We start from the raw sequence: 19915 nt of genomic DNA, 5'->3' as shown, positions 1-19915 counted from the left end.
CCGGAAATCGCGTTTGAATCAAGCCTGATGCGTTATGATCCAAGAATTCAGGCAGAAGTGTTACCGCCGACCAACCTGACGGCAAATCAGGATCACCGGCAACAAACCAACGGCCAGAATGACCAAGGACGGTACAGCCGCGCCTTCCAACCGCTCGTCCGAGGCCAGCCTGTAGGCTTGCACCGCCAAGGTATCGAAGTTGAACGGTCGCATGATCAGCGTGGCGGGCAGTTCCTTCATAACGTCCACGAAAACGATCAACAGCGCCGTCAGAAGGGATGGTGTCAGAATAGGCAAATGCACTCGCCGCAAGGTCCCCAGCGGTGTCTGACCCAGTGAACGCGCGGCGGCATCCATATTGGCGTGCACCGTACTTTGACCACCTTCATAGGCGCTGAGCGCGGCTGCAAGGAACCGAACCATATAGGCAGCGACAAGCAACCAGATCGAACCTGTGACCAGCAATCCGGTGGACACATCGAAGGTCTTGCGCATCCAGGCATCCAGCGCGTTATCGAAACCAGCGAAAGGCACGATCAGACCCACCGCAATGACGCCGCCCGGCACCGCATATCCCAATCGTGCAATATAAGCCGTTGCCGAGGACGCCCGCCCCGGCCTAAGTCGTTGGAAGAACCCGACACTGATCGCCGCAAAGACGGTGATGACCGCTGCCGTCCCGGCCAAAGTCAGCGAGTTTTGAATGAACCCGATATAGCGCCGCGACAGCAGGTTTTGTTCCGATTCCAGCCCCATCTCGACCAGAATGATCACAGGCAGCAAGAACCCGAACAGAACCGGTATCGCACACAGCAGAAAGGCCCCGAAGGCGCGCAGGCCTGTCAGATCGGCCGCCGGTTGCGCGACATGTTGTTTTCCTGCCTGATAATACTTCGCCTTTCCACGTTGGGTGCGTTCAGCCACGGCCATGACCAAGGCAAAGACCAGAAGGCACAGCGCCAATTGCGCCGCCGCTGCGCGGTCCGCCATGGAAAACCAACTGGTGTAGATACCGGTCGCAAAGGTCTGCACGCCGAAATACGAAACGGTGCCAAAATCCGCGATGGTCTCCATCACCGCCAACAGAACGCCGCCCGCGATCGCCGGCCGTGCCATTGGCAACGAAACGCGCCGAAACGCCAGCCACGGGTTGTTCCCCAGCGCCCGGGCCGCCAAAAACGCCGTTGCGCTTTGCTGCAGAAACGCGGCACGCGCCAGCAGATAGACATAGGGGTACAGAACAAGGATCAGCATCACCGCTGCACCTTCGGTCGAGCGTATTTCCGGGAACCAGTAGTCGCGCGGACCCCAGCCCGTTACGTCTCGCAATGTGCTTTGAACGATCCCCGGATGGTCCAGAATGAAAGTGTAGGCATAAGCCAGAACATAAGCTGGAAAGGCCAGTGGCAGAACCAGTGCAATCTCAAGAAACCGCACACCCGGAAATCGGGTCATCGTCACCAGCCAGGCCGCGCCGGTGCCGATGCAAAACGTACCAGTTGCAACCAGCACCACAAGAATCAGGGTCGTCGCGGTATAGCTTGGCAGAACCGTTTCCATCAGGTGCGAGATCGTGTCGGTCCCACCCGTCACCGCTGCCAGTACCACCGCAACCATGGGCAACAGGCAAGCCGCTGCCACAAGGTAAGCGATCCCTGCCAGCAGCCGGGTTCCGCGTACGCCACGATTGCGCGATCCGTTTTGTGAGTATTCGATCTGGGCCATCATCCCGGCTTGTGACTGGCAAAGGCGAAAGGTCCGCCTTTAATCGACCAAAAAGCTCGGAAACACCAGTGCGCCCGGCAACAAATCTGCGGCATTTAACGCCGCAGACGTGTTTTTTGCTGCTATTCGTAGACCCTTTGATCCTCGATGACCAAACCGTCTTTGGGAAGTGATCCGGGGGCTACAACCTCGATCGCGCCTTTCAGCTTCAGCACTTCGGCAACCGACTTGGCATAGGCCGGGTTATCCCCGCCTGCGCTTTCGATTTGTACGGTCATCGTGTCCATCTCGCCTTGACGCATGGCGATGACGCGGGCTTTGACAATCTCGTCATGTTTGTCGACCAGCGCCGCCACCTGTTCCGGGCGCACGAACATACCCTTGATCTTGGTGGTCTGGTCCGCGCGGCCCATCCAGCCCTTGATCCTTGTATTGGTGCGGCCACAAGGCGACATACCCGGCATCACGGCAGACAGGTCGCCTGTCGCAAAACGGATCAGCGGGTAATCGGGGTTCAAAGAGGTCACGACAACTTCGCCCACTTCACCCGGGGCGACCGGAATACCGGTTCCGGGGGTCACAATCTCGACGATCACATGTTCGTCGATGATCATCCCTTCCATCGCTGCGCTTTCGTAGGCGATGTTACCCAGATCCGCCGTCGCATAACATTGAAGGCACGAAATCCCGCGATCCGCATATTCCTGACGCAATGACGGAAACAGCGCCCCGCCTCCAACAGCGGCTTTCGAGAAGTTCAGCGAAACGCCCATCTCATCCGCTTTGTCCAGAATGACCTTCAGATAATCCGGCGTACCCGCATAGGCCGTACAACCGACATCCCGCGCCGCTGTCACCTGCAGCTCGGTCTGACCGGTTCCAGCGGGCAGAACCGCCGCACCAACTGCACGAGCGCCGTTTTCAAAGATCATGCCCGCCGGGGTCAGGTGATAGCCAAAGCAGTTCTGCACAATGTCACCGGCGCCCACGCCAGCTGCATTCAGGAACCGCCCCATGCGCCACCAGTCATGATCCGTGCTGCCCGGTTCATAAATTGGGCCCGGCGACTGGAACACATGATGAAAATGCCGCGCCGGTTTCACCGTGAACCCTCCAAACGGGGGGCGTTCGGCTTGCGCACGGGTCAGGTCCGACTTTCGCAAAACCGGCAACAGGGGCAAATCTTCTGTGGATACCACTTTATTAGTGTCTGTGTCCGCCAGATGCGCCGCGAACCCGGGTGCGGATGCCACGCGCTTGATCTGTTCTACAAGCGCTACCGCCTGATCGGAGGCACGTTGGTCTGCCGAACGCGTTTCGAGTGCATCGAAATAGGTCATCGCCATATCCTCCATCCGTTCACAGCCATCTCTTGCGGCGGCGGTAAGACCGCACGTCGCGAAAGCTTTTACGGCCTTCATCTGACATGCCGAGGTAGAATTCCTTCACGTCCGGGTTCTCGCGCAGTTCGGCAGCAGGGCCATCCATCACCACGCGCCCGGATTCCAAAATGTATCCGTAATGTGCAAACCGCAGGGCAACGTTTGTGTTCTGCTCGGCCAGCAGGAAGGACACACCCTCTTTCTCATTGAGGTCCTTCACAATGCCGAAAATCTCTTCGACCAGCTGTGGTGCAAGACCCATCGAGGGCTCGTCCAACAGGATCGTCTCAGGGCGCGACATCAAAGCCCGACCCATGGCAACCATCTGCTGCTCACCGCCCGAGGTGTAGCCCGCTTGTGACTTGCGACGCTCTTTCAGGCGCGGGAAATAATTATAGACCAGTTCCAGATCCTGCTGGATCGCTGCGGACCCATCCTTGCGGGTGTAAGCTCCTGTCAGCAGGTTTTCTTCGACGGTCAGATGTTCAAAACAGTGGCGGCCTTCCATCACCTGAATGACACCCTTTTCCACCAGATCAGCCGGGTCGCTTTCATGCACGCTTTGACCGCGATACTTGATCGATCCTTTTGTGACCTCGCCGCGTTCTGAATGCAGCAAGTTGGAAACTGCCTTGAGCGTGGTTGTCTTGCCCGCGCCATTGCCGCCTAGCAAAGCTGTAATACCGCCTTTGGGCACAGTCAGGCTGACGCCTTTCAGCACGAGGATCACATGGTTGTAGATCACCTCGATATTGTTGACTTCAAGCAGGGTTTCCGCCTGCACGTCCGTGGTTTGTGCCGCATCAAGCATCAGCGCGTATCCTCATGCCTTGTTCTGTGGGAGCGGCAATAAACACCGCCGCTCCAGAGAGATTGCGAAGCCCGACCTAAATCCGGACTTCGCGGTTTGCTTATTCGCAGCGCGGCGTGATGTTGTTTTCCGCCGCATAAGCTGCCGAGTCTTCTTCGATCAGCGCGTTGATGACCTCAACGTCAGTCGGCTTGAAGTCCTGAACCGGGTTCCATGTACCAGCGGCTGCATCCCACTGGACAACACCGACAAGACCCGGACCACCGTGGTTTTCGCACGAGACCGTGAATTCAGGTCCAAACCCGGCCATGCCCAGCGCTTCCATCTTGGCGTTGGTGATCTCAAGCGCTTCCATGCCATCGCGCATCATCGACGCGTCGATATCTGCGGTGCCGTGCATCTCTTGCGCGGTTTTCACCGCTTCAGCGGCAAGCATCGCGGCATAAAGACCACGGTTATACTGCACTGTACCCAGCTGATCGCCCGCACCTGCGGCCTTACCTGCATCCACAACGTATTTCTGCAGATCGTCATAAACCGGGTAATCATCGCCCAAACCGGTAAAGGTCAGCGCTTTGTAACCGGTGGCTTTGTCGCCCGCAGGCTGCACGTCGAATTCAGCACCTGACCACCAGACACCGATGAAGTTTTCCATCGGGAAGCGGATGTTAGCAGCTTCCTGAACCGCAACCTGGTTCATCACGCCCCAGCCCCACATGATCACAAAATCTGGCTTCTCACGGCGAATTTGCAGCCATTGGGACTTCTGCTCCTGACCAGGGTGATCAACCGGCAGCAATGTCAGGTCATAGCCATGCTTTTCGGCCAGTGTTTCCAACGTACGGATCGGTTCTTTGCCATAGGCCGAGTTGTGATAGACCAGTGCAACCTTCTTGCCGCTCAGGTCTCCGCCATTCGTTTCCAGCAGATAGTTGATCGCGCCTGACGCGCCGTTCCAGTAGTTGGCGGGATAGTTGAACACGTGGCTGAACACTTTACCGTTCGCCGCCGAGGTTCGGCCATAGCCCATCGTGTGCAACGGAATGCCGTCTGCGGTCACTTTTGGGATCAGCTGATAGGTAATGCCGGTCGACAACGGCTGATACACCAGCGCGCCTTCGCCTTTGGTGGATTCATAGCATTCCACACCTTTTTCGGTGTTATAGCCGGTTTCGCATTCCAGCACGCGGGCCGGAACGCCACCGATCCCACCGTCTCGCTCGTTCAGCAGGGTGAAATAGTCGGCGTAACCGTCAGCAAACGGGATACCACCCGCAGCGTAAGGACCGGTCCGGTAGCTGAGCGACGGGAACACAAGGTCGGCCATGACCGGCCCTGCGGCCATCACAGCGCCCAGCGCCAGGGTTGCCAGTTTCTTGTTCATCGGGTGTCTCCTCCCTTGATTGATCCGATGTTGTGTTTCAGGCTTTCCGCCTGTCTTTTCCTTGGGCCAGCCCCTTAGTGCGGGAATGGCCAGAGTCTGAGCTTTTCTTTCGCAACGCGCCACAATTGGGCCAGCCCGTGTGGTTCGAGGATCAGGAACATGATGATCAGCGCACCAACGATCACGAGGTTCAGGTGCGCCACGATATCCGTCGGCCAGCCTAGCAAATCGACGCCGATCAGTTTCAGCACAACCGGCAACAGCACCAGGAACGCGGCCCCCGCGAAGGACCCGAAAATCGAGCCTAATCCGCCGATAATCACCATGAACAGCACCAGGAATGATTTCTGGATGCCGAAGACCTCGCCGACCTCAACCGCGCCCAGATAAACCGCAAAGAACAGCGCGCCGGCGATACCGACAAAGAACGAACTGACGGCAAAGGCGGTCAGTTTCGCCTTCAGCGGGTTAACCCCGATGATCTCAGCAGCAATGTCCATGTCGCGGATCGCCATCCATGTCCGGCCCGTGGTGCCGCGGGTCAGGTTGCGCGCGATGATGGCGCTGGCGGTCAAAAAGATCAGGCAGAACAGATAAGCGGCCCAGGCCGGTGCATTTGGCCCGGTGATGATGATGCCGAACACATCCCTCTCAGGCGCGTTGATCTGACCTGAGGCGGAATAGTTATAAAACCACGACACTCGGTTAAAGAGCCAAACAAGAAAGAATTGCGCGGCAAGAGTGGCCACGGCCAGATAGAACCCTTTGATCCTAAGACTTGGCAGACCAAAAATCACGCCGACCAAGGCCGTGATCCCCCCAGCCAGCAGCACGTGGATGAACATGCTGACATCCGGAAAGGCCGTCATAAGTTTGTAACAGGAATAGGCCCCAACTGCCATGAACCCACCGGTCCCCAACGAGACCTGCCCGCAATAACCCACCAGAATGTTCAGCCCGATCGCTGCAATCGCATAGATCAGGAACGGCAACAGCAAGGCGTTGGCCCAATAGTCGTTGATGATGAAGGGAATGATCCCAAACGCCACCGCCAGCACGACGTAATACCGGTACCGGTCGAACTTGATCGGGAAGGTCTGGCTGTCATCAATGTACGAGGTTTTGAAATCCCCGGCCTCACGATAGAACATGTCTTACTTTCCCCATTCTTCCTGCGCCCGGTTCCGGGTCGCGGCGTCCAGCTGGTTGGATCCTTTGGCATATCCGCTCGCCTCTGAGGCGCGCACCAGTTTCAAGTAGGCCAGAACCCCCATGATCAGGCCCGCAAAGGCTAGGATCGCGGCAATGGTCAGCTGGCCTTCGGTCAGATCGTCCGAGGTGAGCGCGATATACCCGAACGCCCAGAACCCGGCCCATGCGATCACGTTGATGATGGCGATGAATTTGGTCATGCGCTACACCCTCTCAATGATCTTCTCCCCAAACAGACCCTGCGGTCGGAACACGAGGAAAATCAGCGCCAAAACGTACGCAAACCAGTTCTCGGTCGCGCCGCCCAGTGCTGGGCCCAGTGCAAACTCGAACAGTTTCTCGCCCACCCCGATGATCAGCCCGCCCACAATGGCGCCGGGGATCGAGGTGAACCCACCCAGCATCAGCACCGGCAGCGCCTTGAGCGCGATCAAGGACAGCGAGAACTGAACACCCGACTTGGTGCCCCACATGATCCCTGCGACCAGAGCGACGAAGCCCGCGACCGACCAAACCATGATCCAGATAAAGTTCAGCGAAATGCCAACCGACAGTGCCGCCTGGTGATCATCCGCCACCGCGCGCATCGCACGGCCCTGTTTGGTGTACTGGCTGAAAGCAACCAGTGCTGCCACCAGCAGCGCCGCGATAACCGTCGCCACGATGTCCAGATTGTCGATGAAGAACCCGTAATCGAAGATGTTAAAGGTCGTCTCGTCGATCCAAAGGTTGATCCCTTGTGGCAGGCCCACATCCAGCGTCTTAATCTCGGACCCCCACATAAGGTCCGCCACACCCTCAAGGAAATAAGCCAGACCGATGGTCGCCATGAACAGGATGATCGGCTCCTGCCCGACCAGATGACGCATCACAAATCGCTGCACCGCCCAGGCCAACAGCACCATAACCGCCATCGTCAGAATGATCGCCACCAGCGCAGGCACGTTCCAGCCGAAGTAATGAATATGAGTGCCGAATATCGCGTTGATCAGATGCGCAAACGGCACCTGTCCATTCATGATCCCAACCAGCGTCATCGCCGCAAACAGGGCCATAACCCCTTGCGCGTAATTGAAAATTCCGGACGCCTTGTAGATCAGCACAAAGCCCAGCGCGACCAGAGCATAGAGCACCCCGGCCATCAGACCGTTGAGGATGACCTCCATCGCAAATACGAGTTGTTCAGGCATCTGCGCCTCCCCAAATATCTGTCCGGATATTAATCATGGCTCACCCCCAGATAGGCGTCGATGACCTCTTGATTGTTGCGCACATCGTCCGGTGTGCCATCCCCGATCTTCTTGCCGTAATCCATCACAACCACCCGGTCGCTCAGGTCCATCACCACGCCCATGTCATGTTCGATCAGGGCAATCGTGGTGCCGAATTCATCATTCACGTCGAGGATAAAGCGGCTCATGTCCTCTTTCTCTTCGACGTTCATCCCGGCCATGGGTTCATCCAACAGCAGCAGCTTTGGTTCCGCCGCCAAGGCCCGCGCCAGTTCGACGCGTTTTTTCAAACCGTAAGGCAGACGTGACACCGGCGTTTTGCGGATGTGCTGGATTTCCAGAAAGTCGATGATCTTCTCGACCGCTTCGCGGTTTTCCGTTTCCTCCGCCTCAGCTTTGCCCTTCCACCATGCCTGTTGGAGTATGTTGGTTTTCATAAAGCTCAGCCGTCCGGTCATGACGTTGTCCAGAACACTCATCCCTTCGAACAAGGCAATATTCTGAAACGTCCGCGCGATGCCTTGCCGCGCGACCTCATAGGGTCGCATTGGCGGGCGCTTGGATCCGTGAAACCAAACCTCACCCTCTTGCGGGACGTAGAAGCCAGAGATCACGTTCAGCATCGACGACTTACCGGCCCCGTTCGGCCCGATAATGGCGCGAATCTCGCCCTCGCGAATGTCGAACGAGATATCCTTGATCGCCACCACACCGCCAAAGCGCAGGGTGATGTTCTTCATCTCCATCACCACGCCGCCGATCTTGCGGCCGTCTTCGGTGATGTATCCTTCGGAATTATCCAGCATCAGTTACTCCCTGACACGAAAACGAGAAGATGGGCGACAGGTCGAGCGGCGCTCATTCCGCCGCAACCTTGTGCTGCACGACCGGCACAACCGGTGCATCGACGATCTCCAGCGTTGCGGAAATCGAGCCCTTGCGGCCATCTTCATAGGTCACTTCGGTGGTGGTCGAAACGCTCTCGGACCCGTCATAAAGCGCGTCGATGATGTCCTGGAATTTCTCTTCGACAAAACGGCGGCGCACCTTGCGGGTCCGGGTCATCTCGCCATCATCGGCATCCAGTTCCTTGTGCAGAACCACAAAGCGATGCACCTGACAGCCCGACAGCATTTCATCTGCTGCGACGGACTTGTTGACCTCTTCCACGTGGCTTCGAATCGTCTCTAACACACGCGGATGCCCCGCAAGCTCCTGATAGGACGCATAGGCCACGTTGTTGCGTTCCGCCCAGTTTCCGACCGCCGTCAGGTCGATATTGATGAAGGCCACGCAGCGATCTTTGCCATTGCCGAACAGCACGACCTCAAGGATATCGGGATAGAACTTCAGCTTGTTCTCGACATATTTCGGCGCAAACATTGACCCATCGGCCATTTTGCCCACGTCCTTGGCGCGGTCGATGATCCGCAAGTGACCCGAGGTCTCTTCAATGAACCCCGCATCCCCGGTGGCCACCCACCCCTCGGCATCCTTGGTCGAAGCCGTCGAATCCGGGTTGTTGTAATACTCAACAAACACACCGGGTGAGCGATAGTGAATCTCACCCTTGTCGTCGATCTTCAGCTCCACATCCGGTGCGGGCACACCCACCGTATCGGCGCGCACCTCACCATCGGGCTGAACGGTGATGAACACGGTCGCTTCTGTCTGGCCGTAAAGCTGTTTCAGGTTGATGCCCAAAGAGCGGTAGAAATCAAAGATTTCCGGCCCAATTGCTTCACCGGCCGTATAGCCGACGCGAAACCGGCCATAGCCCAGAGTATCCTTGAGCGGGCCGTAAACCAGCATATTGCCCAGCGCGTATTTCAGCTTGTCGCCAAAGCCCACGGGTTTGCCGTCCAGCAACAGACCACCGACCTTCTTGGCATGTGCCATGAAGTGATGGAACATCCGCTGCTTCAGCTTGCCTGCATCCTCCATTCGGATCATCACATTGGTCAGCTGAGTCTCAAAAACGCGCGGCGGGGCAAAGAAATAGGTCGGACCGATCTCGCGCAGGTCGGTCATCATCGTGTCTGCGCTTTCGGGGCAGTTCACGCAGAAACCGCACCAATAAGCCTGACCGATGGAAAAGATGAAATCCCCAACCCACGCCATCGGCAGATAGGACAGGATGTCTTCGTTCCGGGTCAGATGATCGAATTCGGCAGAATTCTTGGCGCTCTCGATAACATTACGGTTCGACAGCACCACACCCTTGGGTTTGCCAGTGGTGCCAGAAGTATACAGCATCACGCAAGTATCGTCGTAAGTGATCGCAGCGATGCGCTTGTCCAGCTCGGCATCGAACCGTGCGTGACCCGCGCTGCCCTCGGCCATGATGTCCTCAAGCGCGTTCATCTGGGAATGGTCATACTTCCGCATCCCGCGCTTGTCGGTATAGAGGATGTGTTTGACCTGATGCAGGTTTTCCTGAATTTCGATAACCTTGTCGACCTGCTCCTGATCGCCGCAGACGACGTATTTTGCGCCGCAATGTTCCAGCACATAGGCCATCTCTTCCGCGACCGAGTCCTGATACAGCGGCACCGGCACAGCGCCCACCATCTGTGCAGCCACCATCGACCAGTAATGCGCCGGGCGGTTGCGGCCTATGACGGCGATATGGTCGCCCTTCTCAACGCCCAATTCCAAAAACCCAAGCGCAATCGCGCGGATTTCCCTGGCGGCTTCCGCCCAGGTCCAGCATTGCCAGATCCCGAATTCTTTTTCCCGATAGGCCGGGGCATCCCCGAACTGGGTCACGTTGCGGTGTAACAGCGCCGGAAGGGAGTCCAACCCTTCAGCGCCCGACTGCGTCTGAGCCAATCTTTCTCTCCTCCCCATCCGACCCCTCCCCGGGTCGGAAACGACAGATCGGGAACACGCCCCGGGTGTCGATGCCCCGATAAGGGACACGGGAAAGATCAACGTCAAGTTTTGCCTGATGTTTTCTCAATTCTTACGAATTGTAACAGCGAGCGAGGTGAGTAAGGCAGGCCCTTGTTGTACAGCGCAAAATGGCCCAGCATGGGCTCAGGTATTTGAAGAGGTTTTGAATTTGAAGATTTTGAAAAGGGTGCTTTTAGGCGGGCTTTTCCTATTTGTTTTATTGATTGGCGCAGGATACGTCCTGCTTTTTTCGTTTCACCGGCCGCCGGAAATTGGACGGGACTTACCACAGAGTTTTGCTGAAGCCGACATAGAGTTCAAGCGGCGGGTAAAAGCCGAGTTCAAGCTGCCAATGCCCGAAAACGAGTTTACTTCATGGTTAGAAGAGCAAGGATTCGAGGTCGATACAGACAACAGCTACGCGAATTTTGAAAAGCCCGAACTTGTTTGCACACTTGTCTGGAGTTTTACCTGGGAAACCGTTGATAATTTGGTTAAGGACATCAAACCCATGTACGGTGGCAGATGCTTGTGACGCGACCATTCACAACCAATCCCTAAGAATAGGGATCAAGGGCACATCCGCCGCCGGCATCGGATAGTTCCGCAGATCATTCGCCCGCACCCATTTCAGCGCCTGACCTTCTTTCGACTGCGGAATACCCTCCCACTTGCGACAGGCGAACAGTGGCATCAGCAAGTGGAAATCGTCATAACTGTGGCTGGCGAAGGTCAGCGGCGCGAGGCAGGAGGCCCAGGTGTCGATGCCCAGCTCCTCGTGCAATTCGCGGATCAGGGCGGCCTCGGGGGTTTCGCCGGGTTCGATCTTACCGCCGGGGAACTCCCAGAGACCGGCCATGGATTTGCCCTCGGGACGTTGGGCCAGCAGGACACGGCCCTCGATGTCGATCAGGGCGACAGCAGACACTAACACTGTCTTCATGAACGATAATCCGCGTTGATCTCGATATAGCCGCGGGTCAGGTCGCAGGTCCAGATGGTGGATTTGCCCTCGCCCAGCCCCAGATCGACCGCGATCACAAGGTCCTGACCTTTCATATAGGCGGCCGCATCCTCCTCACGGTAGTCAGGGCTGACCCAACCTTTTTCCGCCACAAGAATATCGCCGAACGAGATGCTCAGCAGGTCACGATCCGCCGCCGCACCGGATTTGCCGATGGCCATGACAATGCGGCCCCAGTTCGGGTCCTCTCCCGCGACGGCGGTTTTGACGAGCGGAGAGTTGGCAATGGCCAGACCATGTATCTTGGCGTCCACGTCCGAGGCGGCCCCGGTCACGCGAATTTCTACGAATTTCGTGGCCCCTTCCCCATCACGCACGACCTGTTGCGCGAGGTCCGACATCACCGTTTCTAACGCGTCCGCGAAGGCGTCATTGCCAGTGGCATCAACGCCCGACGCCCCGGTGGCGCATAGCAGCAGCGTATCCGAAGTGGAGGTATCGCTGTCGACGGTGATGCAGTTGAAGGTGCGGTCCGTCTGCGCGCTCAGCATGGACTGCAGCGCCGATTGCTCGACCTGCGCGTCGGTGAAGATATAGACCAGCATCGTCGCCATATCGGGCGCGATCATGCCGGATCCCTTCGCAATCCCCGCAATAGAGACTGTTTTCCCGTCAATCTCGACCTGCGCTGATGCGCCCTTAGGGAAGGTGTCGGTGGTCATGATGGCCCGCGCCGCATCTTCGATGGCATGGCGGCTGAGGCCGGATTTCAACGCCTCAAGCTGCGATACGATCCGGTCATGCGGCAGCGGTTCGCCAATCACGCCTGTGGACGAGGTAAAGACACGTTCTACCGGAACGCCGGTGGCCTTGGACACGGCTTGCGTCACTTCGGTCACCGAGGTCTGGCCATAGTGACCTGTAAAGGCATTGGCATTGCCCGAGTTCACCAGGATCGCCGCAGGCCCATCGCTGGACCCTCCGATCTTGTCCTGACAATCCAGCACCGGCGCAGCCCGTGTGGCCGAGCGGGTAAAGACCCCGGCGACCGACGTGCCCGGGTCCAGAACGGCCAACATAACGTCGGTGCGGCCCTGATAGCGCACGCCAGCCTCGACAGTTGCGAAACGCACACCGTCAATCGCGGGCAAATCAGGGAAAGACGCTGGGGCCAGCGGCGAAACCTTGGTGATTTTGGCCACGGGTCTTTACTCCTGAATCAGATCCAGTTGGCGCATGATCTCGGGGCCTGCACCTTCCAATGCGGGACGCTCGATCTGGGCCTGCTGCGTCAGCTCATCGATGCGGGCCTGAATGACCTCTTGCTGGATGGTCTGCACAAGCTCTTCGCGCACGACATCCAGTTCAGGCGCTTCGGTCTTGCGCTTGTCGTTCAGCTTGACCAGATGCCAGCCAAATTGGGTTTGAACCGGGTCCGAGGTCTGCCCTTTTTCCAGCGCGATCACAGCGCCTTCAAATTCCGGCACCATCTGGCCTTTACCGAACCAGCCCAGCGCACCCCCGTTGGGGCCTGACGGGCCGGTCGAGTTCTCGCGCGCAAGCTCGGCAAAGTCGGCACCATCATCTAACTGCGCCTTAAGCTCTTTTGCCTTTTCCTCGGTCTCGACCAGAATATGGCTGGCATCAAATTCATCTTCGCCTGCGAAATCATTGAACTGCGCATCATAGGCGGCCTGAATGGCCTCATCCGTGACAGCGGCTTCCGTCAGCGCAGTGACGGTTTGTACCGCGCGCAACGAGCGCTTTTCATTTTCCAACCGCAGGGTGTTTTCGGTGGTCAGACCGTCCTGCTGCTGTCCCAGCAATTGTTGCTGGATCATCTGCTCCAGCACAAAGTCGTACAGAACATCATCTTCAGCCTGCAGGTACTGTGGCGGCAGCGCCGCAATGGTCGCAATCAGGTGACCAAGTGTGATTTCATCGCCGTTCACGCGCGCCACAACTGTGGACGCGTCGGGCTGGGTTTCGGCGGCCAGCGGCAGCGCCATCATGGCAGTCAGAGCCAGCGATGGCAGAAAAGTGAGGCCTTTGGGCATTGAATCATCCTATTTCCTTGCCGCGACAGGGCGCAGCGTTGACACTCTGGAACCTGCCGCTTACATCGCTTTGAAGCCTTGGACAGGGCCGCCTTTCACCCCCCGTATCTATGGGTTGCGCGCAAGGTGGGCAAGCCTGTCGAAACCAAGACAAGAACAGATCCGCTGGAGTGAACATGCTGGGACTCGGAACGCTCGCCAAAAAGGTGTTCGGAACACCGAACGACCGCAAGATCAAGGCGACCCGCCCCCTGATCGAAAAGATCAACGCATTGGAGCCAGAGTTCGAGAAACTGTCGGATCAGGGCCTGATCGACAAGACCGAAGAATTGCGCAAGCGCGCGCTGGATGGCGAAAGCCTGGACGATTTGTTGCCCGAAGCCTTTGCCAACGTGCGCGAAGGCGCCAAGCGCGCATTGGGCCTGCGTGCCTTTGACGTGCAGTTGATGGGCGGCATCTTCCTTCATCAGGGCAACATCTCGGAAATGAAAACGGGTGAAGGCAAGACGTTGGTTGCGACCCTCCCCGCTTACTTGAACGCACTGACCGGCAAGGGCGTGCATGTGGTCACGGTGAACGAATACCTGGCCAAGCGCGACTCGGAATGGATGGGCAAGGTTTTTGCCGCCGTGGGCATGACCACAGGCGTGATCTGGTCGGGTCAGCCCGATGCAGAAAAGATGGCTGCGTATAAGTGTGACATCACCTACGCCACCAACAACGAGCTGGGTTTCGATTACCTGCGCGATAATATGAAGGCAGAACTGGAACAGGTTTATCAGAAGTTCCATAACTTCGCGATTGTGGACGAAGTCGACTCGATCCTGATCGACGAGGCGCGGACGCCACTGATCATCTCGGGGCCCGCGCAGGACCGTTCGGATCTGTACACCGCGATTGATGCTCTGATCCCAACGCTCAGCGATGATCATTTCAGTTTGGATGAAAAGTCGCGCAACGTGACGTTCACGGATGAAGGCAACGAGTTTCTGGAAGCGCAGCTGATTGAGGCCGGGCTGATACCAGAAGGCCACTCCCTGTATGACCCGGAAAGCACGACAGTCGTGCACCATGTGAATCAGGGCTTGCGCGCGCACAAGTTGTTCCAACGCGACAAAGACTACATCGTGCGTGACGGAAACGTCGTGCTGATCGACGAGTTCACCGGCCGCATGATGCCGGGCCGCCGTCTGTCCGAAGGCCTGCACCAGGCAATTGAGGCCAAGGAAGGCGTGCAGATCCAACCTGAAAACGTGACACTGGCCAGCGTAACCTTCCAGAACTATTTCCGCCTGTATGACAAACTGGGTGGGATGACCGGGACCGCCTTGACCGAGGCCGAAGAATTTCAGGAAATCTATGGGCTTGGCGTGGTTGAGGTTCCAACCAACAAACCAATCGCCCGTATCGACGAGGATGATCAGGTCTATCGCACCGCGATGGAAAAATACGGTGCGATGATCAGCGAGACCAAGGAGGCTCAGGAAAAGGGCCAGCCTGTTCTGCTGGGCACGACGTCCATTGAGAAATCTGAACTGTTGAGCCAGATGCTGACCAAAGAAGGCATCGAGCACAACGTTCTGAACGCCCGTCAGCACGAGCAAGAGGCGCAAATCGTTGCAGATGCGGGCCGATTGGGTGCGGTGACCATCGCAACCAATATGGCCGGTCGTGGTACCGACATTCAGCTGGGCGGCAATGTCGAGATGAAGGTTCTGAAGGCACTGGCCGAAAACCCCGAGGCTGATCCGTCGGAACTGCGGGCTGCAGAAGAAGCGCGTCACGCTGAGGAAAAAGAAAAGGTTCTGGCGGCAGGCGGTCTGTATGTCATGGCGTCTGAACGCCACGAAAGCCGCCGCATCGACAACCAGCTGCGCGGCCGTTCAGGACGTCAGGGCGATCCGGGCCGCACAGTATTCTACCTGAGCCTTGAAGACGATTTGATGCGCATCTTTGGCTCGGAACGTCTGGACAAGGTGTTGACCACGCTGGGTATGAAAGAAGGCGAGGCGATCGTCCACCCTTGGGTGAACAAGTCGCTGGAACGTGCGCAGTCCAAGGTCGAAGGCCGCAACTTTGACATGCGCAAGAACGTTCTCAAGTTCGACGACGTGATGAACGATCAGCGTAAGGTGATCTTTAGCCAGCGCCGCGAAATCATGTCGGCGAATGACCTGTCCGAGATCGTCTCGGATATGCGTGAACAGGTGATCGATGATTTGATCGACGAGTATATGCCGCCAAAGTCCTATGCGGACCAGTGGGATACAGACGGTCTGCATGAGGCGATCAAAGACAAGCTGACCATCGACGCGCCAGTTCAGGACTGGGCTGCTGAAGAAGGCGTGGACGACGAACAGGTGCGCGAGCGTCTCATCAAGACCGCAGATGAGATGATGGCGCAAAAGGCCGTCGCCTTTGGTCCGGAGAACATGCGCAACATCGAAAAACAGGTATTGCTGCAAACCATCGACAGCAAATGGCGCGAGCACTTGCTGACGCTGGAACATCTGCGTTCGGTCGTAGGTTTCCGCGGTTACGCCCAGCGCGATCCGCTGAACGAATACAAGAACGAAAGCTTCCAGCTGTTCGAAGGGATGCTGGACAGCTTGCGCGAAACCGTTACGCAGCAATTGTCGCGTGTGCGCCCCCTGACTGAGGAAGAGCAGAAAGAGATGCTTGCCCAGATGGCCGCACAGCAGGCACAGGCGCAACAGGCGGTGGACAAAGCCGCAGGTCAGGCAGAAGCCAAGGCCGAAGCTGCGGCTTCTGGTGATGCGCTGCCAGGGTTTGATGAGACAGACCCGTCAACCTGGGGCAACCCGTCGCGGAACGATCCCTGCCCCTGCGGGTCCGGCAAGAAGTTCAAACACTGCCATGGCAGATTGACCTAACGTTAACGCCCTCTGTTCACAATGAGTCCGCCTCGCGGCCACAAATTGGCCGCGATTCGTAGCGAGAGTGCAAGCTGCTCCTTCAACTGGGGAGGGTGTCTTGTTTGTAGTTCGCAACTACGTGACCATGTGCGGAACGGTCGCTTGTGCTTTGGGCATCGGCTACCTGATGCAAAACGGATCGTCTGCGCAGCACAACGCTGCGCAGGACGGTGTTGATGTCGCGTCGGCATCAGAGCAGTCTTCGGTTTTGTCCGGGCTGCAGGATATCGTTTTGACTTCAGCCACACCATCTGACGCACTTCCCGGCAAGACAGCACCGGCACCTCGCGGGGTTCCCTCTGCCGTCAGACCGACAGATTGCAATATCAGCGCCCGCGCTACCGCTGTACCGGGCGCGATGGCCCGCCTGACAATCAAAGCGCCTTGTAACGCGGAAGAGCGGGTTGAAATCCATCATAGCGGCCTGACAGTCAGTCAGATGACCGACGCATCCGGCGCACTGCAAATGACGATCCCGGCCTTGTCAGAATATGCGATTTTTCTGATTTCATTCGAAGACGAAAGCGGCACTGTCGCCACCACTCACGTTTCTGACATTGCCAAATACAATCGCGTTGCGCTGCAATGGCAGGGTGAGACCGAATTGCAGATCCATGCTCTGGAATTCGGCGCCAGCTATGGCGGCGATGGCCACGTTTGGGATGATGCTTCGGCGCAAGGGACCGGCGATATTGTGCGACTTGGTCAACAGGGGTTGAGCAAAACGCAGAATATCGAAGTTTATTCCTTCCCGGCCGGCGCTTCAGATCAGTCTGGCACAATCGATCTGACGGTCGAGGCGGAAGTGACCGAGGCAAATTGCGGGCATACCCTGAACGTGCAAGCGTTAGAGCTTTTGTCCGACCGCCGCCTACGGTCCCGCGACATGTCGCTGGACCTACCCGATTGTTCACGCGCAGGTGAGTTTCTGGTGTTGAATAATCTGCTCTCAGACCTGACAATCGCGGCAAAGTAATCCGCAGGCAGGTTTGACTCTCTTATGACATTGTTCCGTGTAGCGGCAGCTGCGCTGATTTCATTTGCCACCGGCGCTTTGGCGCAGGACATCACGCTGACGTCGCATGACGGCAAGGTCGAAGTGACCGGCAATCTGCTGGGCTTTGACGGCGAATTTTATCGCGTTGAGACACAGTTTGGCCCGCTGACAGTAGATGGCTCAGGCGTCACCTGCGATGGCCCTGCATGCCCCAATCTGACGGATTTTGTAGCTGAGCTTTGGTTTTCCGGCTCATCCGTTATGGCTGAAACGGTTCTTCCTGCATTGATCATCGGGTTCGCGCAGCAGGAGAACCTGACCGCAACCCCCGCCCGCGTGGATTCGGACAGTTTTGTCTATGAACTCAAACAGACCAACCGTTCTGCACCGCTGGCACGGTTTTATTTTGATGTCGGAACGACTGCACGTGGATTCAGTGATCTTGTTGCGGATCAGACGGACATCGTGATGGCCCAGCGGGAAGTGCGCGAGTCAGAACGCGAGGAAGCCGAAACTGCAGGTCTGGGTGATCTGAAACGGGCGCGGCGCTCGCGCGTCATTGCGTTGGACGCAATGGTGCCGGTGGTGGCCCCGGAAAGCACGATGCAGCAAATCTCGATGGCGGATTTGGCACGCATTCTGTCCGGTGATGTGACCAATTGGGTGGATTTGGGCGGCCCGGACGCGCCGATTGCCCTGCATGTCCCGGAAATGGGATCCGGGCTTGCACAAGCTGTTGAAGACCAGGTTTTGAAAACCGTGGACGCAGAGTTGTCACCGACAGCGATCCCGCACAGCCGAGTCCGCGATCTGACAGATGCTGTGGCCAAAGACCCCTTTTCGATTGGGATAGCCAGCAAAGCCACAGCTGATGCCACGCGTGCCCTACCGTTGACCGGAGGCTGCGGTCATCCGCTTGCCGCCACCCGACAATCAATCAAGACCGAGGATTATCCGCTGACCCTGCCGATGTTCCTCTACCTGCCGGACCGGCGTCTGCCACGCATCGCACGGCAGTTTCTGGCATATACCCAAAGCCCTGGCGCGCAGATGGCGATACGGGGCGCTGGTTATGTGGACCAATCGCCCGAAACTCTGCCAATTGACGTGCAGGGCGACCGGCTTGCCAACGCTATTGTCACCGGCGGCGCTGAGGTAGAGCTGGAGGAATTACAGCGCATGATAGAAACGCTGCGCCCCTTGTCGCGCCTGTCCTTGTCCGTTCGGTTTGAACCCGGATCGTCGCGGCCCGATGCGCAATCCCGTTCAAACATCCAACACCTGGCGCAGATGCTTGAGACGGGAACGCTTAAGGCGCGCAAACTGGTGTTTGCCGGCTTCAGCGACGGTGACGGCGGGGCAGCCGCCAATGCCCGCATCGCCTTGCGGCGCGCGCAAACCGTGCGAAATACTGTGCTGGCGGCCATGGAATCGTCATCGCCCGAGGGTATCGAGATTTCAGCCGAAGGCTTTGGCGAGGCGATGCCAATGGCCTGTGATGACACGGAATGGGGCCGCAAGGTTAACCGCCGCGTCGAAATCTGGGTTCAATAAGCGCTACAGGTACCCTTCCGACCGAAAGCTCAACTCGGTCGATTTACCGATGATCAGGTGATCGTGCAAAGTTAGCCCCAACGCCAAGCAAGCATCCTGAATGCGGTTGGTCATATCGATATCCGATTGCGAGGGCGTCGGATCGCCAGACGGGTGGTTATGGGCCAAGATCAAGGCCGAGGCATTCAGCTCCAGCGCCCGTTTCGCCACCTCGCGCGGATAGACCGGCACGTGATCGACCGTGCCTTTGGCCTGCTCTTCATCCGCGATCAGAACGTTTTTGCGATCCAGATAGAACACCCGGAACTGCTCGGTCTCACGATGGGCCATGGTGGTGTGACAATAATCCAGCAGAGCATCCCAGCCCGAGATCACATGCCGCTGCATCACCCGCGCACGCGCCATTCGGTGGGCGCAAGCTTCAAGGATTTTCAGATCAGTGATCACGGTATCGCCCACGCCCTTGATCTGGCGCAGCCGTTCTTCAGGCGCGGTCAACACGCGGTTGAAATCGCCAAACGCATCCATCAACGCACGCGCCAACGGCTTCACGTCCTGCCGGGGGATGGACCGGAACAGCACCAGTTCCAGCAACTCGTAATCCGGCATCGCCGCTGACCCGCCTGCCATGAACCGTTCGCGCAGCCGCTTGCGATGGTCTTTGATGTAGGAGGGTAACCGACCAGAGGGCAGCGGCTGCGCGGGTGCTTCGTCCGTGTCAAACAGCATAGGGGCTTCGGCAAAGGCGTTCTGGGTCATGGGTTCA

General features: G+C 57.7%; 17 protein-coding genes. 4 read left to right on the top strand and 13 right to left on the bottom strand.

Translation table 11 applies throughout. The features are described from left to right. Positions 1-60 precede the first annotated feature (60 nt). From AC2FNU_RS00180 to AC2FNU_RS00140, 9 genes are all read right to left on the bottom strand, one after another. Positions 61-1725: an ABC transporter permease gene (locus tag AC2FNU_RS00180; RefSeq protein WP_496784135.1), complete on the bottom strand. Its 1665-nt coding sequence runs from the start codon at positions 1723-1725 to the stop codon at positions 61-63. A 122-nt stretch (positions 1726-1847) separates the two neighbouring features. Then, positions 1848-3065 (bottom strand): phenylacetate--CoA ligase family protein, encoded by a 1218-nt coding sequence (locus AC2FNU_RS00175; RefSeq protein WP_496784134.1) that lies wholly within the window; start codon positions 3063-3065, stop codon positions 1848-1850. A gap of 19 nt (positions 3066-3084) precedes the next feature. After that, positions 3085-3918, bottom strand: a complete 834-nt coding sequence (locus tag AC2FNU_RS00170; protein WP_496784133.1) for an ABC transporter ATP-binding protein — start codon at positions 3916-3918, stop codon at positions 3085-3087. A gap of 100 nt (positions 3919-4018) precedes the next feature. Further along, on the bottom strand, positions 4019-5302 hold the full coding sequence (locus AC2FNU_RS00165) for an ABC transporter substrate-binding protein (protein ID WP_496784132.1): 1284 nt from the start codon (positions 5300-5302) through the stop codon (positions 4019-4021). 74 nt (positions 5303-5376) lie between these two features. Further along, positions 5377-6453 (bottom strand): branched-chain amino acid ABC transporter permease, encoded by a 1077-nt coding sequence (locus tag AC2FNU_RS00160; RefSeq protein ID WP_496784131.1) that lies wholly within the window; start codon positions 6451-6453, stop codon positions 5377-5379. Positions 6454-6456: 3 nt separating this feature from the next. Then, the gene (locus tag AC2FNU_RS00155) at positions 6457-6714 is read right to left on the bottom strand and encodes a hypothetical protein (RefSeq protein WP_496784130.1); all 258 of its coding nucleotides are present in this window, start codon (positions 6712-6714) and stop codon (positions 6457-6459) included. Positions 6715-6717: 3 nt separating this feature from the next. Further along, on the bottom strand, positions 6718-7704 hold the full coding sequence (locus tag AC2FNU_RS00150) for a branched-chain amino acid ABC transporter permease (RefSeq protein ID WP_475198183.1): 987 nt from the start codon (positions 7702-7704) through the stop codon (positions 6718-6720). Between the two features lie 29 nt (positions 7705-7733). Next, positions 7734-8552, bottom strand: a complete 819-nt coding sequence (locus AC2FNU_RS00145; protein ID WP_496784129.1) for an ABC transporter ATP-binding protein — start codon at positions 8550-8552, stop codon at positions 7734-7736. Positions 8553-8604: 52 nt separating this feature from the next. Then, complete coding sequence (locus AC2FNU_RS00140) at positions 8605-10596, bottom strand: AMP-binding protein (RefSeq protein ID WP_496784128.1); 1992 nt, start codon at positions 10594-10596, stop codon at positions 8605-8607. Between the two features lie 100 nt (positions 10597-10696). On the opposite strand from AC2FNU_RS00140, the gene AC2FNU_RS00135 reads away from it, so the two are divergent. Beyond that, positions 10697-11176 carry a hypothetical protein gene (locus AC2FNU_RS00135; protein WP_496784127.1) on the top strand — a complete coding sequence of 160 codons (480 nt, stop codon included), beginning with the start codon at positions 10697-10699 and terminating at the stop codon, positions 11174-11176. A gap of 9 nt (positions 11177-11185) precedes the next feature. Here the strand turns inward: AC2FNU_RS00135 and mutT are convergent, their stop codons facing one another. The 3 genes from mutT to AC2FNU_RS00120 are packed head-to-tail and all read right to left on the bottom strand — an operon-like array spanning position 11186 to position 13662. After that, entirely contained in the window at positions 11186-11584 is a 399-nt protein-coding gene (gene mutT / locus AC2FNU_RS00130; RefSeq protein ID WP_170334201.1) for an 8-oxo-dGTP diphosphatase MutT, read from the bottom strand. Then, positions 11581-12807, bottom strand: a complete 1227-nt coding sequence (gene argJ / locus AC2FNU_RS00125) for a bifunctional glutamate N-acetyltransferase/amino-acid acetyltransferase ArgJ (protein ID WP_496784126.1) — start codon at positions 12805-12807, stop codon at positions 11581-11583. Before argJ ends, mutT begins: the two co-directional genes overlap by 4 nt. A gap of 6 nt (positions 12808-12813) precedes the next feature. Further along, positions 12814-13662, bottom strand: a complete 849-nt coding sequence (locus tag AC2FNU_RS00120) for a peptidylprolyl isomerase (RefSeq protein WP_496784125.1) — start codon at positions 13660-13662, stop codon at positions 12814-12816. Between the two features lie 176 nt (positions 13663-13838). Between AC2FNU_RS00120 and secA the strand changes: the two genes are divergently transcribed. From secA to AC2FNU_RS00105, 3 genes are all read left to right on the top strand, one after another. Continuing rightward, on the top strand, positions 13839-16556 hold the full coding sequence (gene secA, locus AC2FNU_RS00115; protein WP_496784124.1) for a preprotein translocase subunit SecA: 2718 nt from the start codon (positions 13839-13841) through the stop codon (positions 16554-16556). 100 nt (positions 16557-16656) lie between these two features. Further along, a complete protein-coding gene (locus AC2FNU_RS00110; RefSeq protein WP_496784123.1) occupies positions 16657-17574 on the top strand; it encodes a hypothetical protein in 918 nt (305 codons plus the stop codon). A 24-nt stretch (positions 17575-17598) separates the two neighbouring features. Continuing rightward, positions 17599-19149, top strand: coding sequence for a phosphate ABC transporter substrate-binding/OmpA family protein (locus tag AC2FNU_RS00105; RefSeq protein ID WP_496784122.1), 1551 nt, complete (start codon positions 17599-17601; stop codon positions 19147-19149). A gap of 3 nt (positions 19150-19152) precedes the next feature. On the opposite strand, the gene radC is transcribed toward AC2FNU_RS00105, so the two are convergent. Next, positions 19153-19908 (bottom strand): RadC family protein, encoded by a 756-nt coding sequence (gene radC / locus AC2FNU_RS00100; protein ID WP_496784121.1) that lies wholly within the window; start codon positions 19906-19908, stop codon positions 19153-19155. Positions 19909-19915 lie beyond the last annotated feature (7 nt).

This window comes from Ruegeria sp. BHSB064, assembly GCF_059613205.1.
Note: the sequence above shows the minus strand (reverse complement) of the source record. Positions and strands in the feature narration are given on the sequence as shown.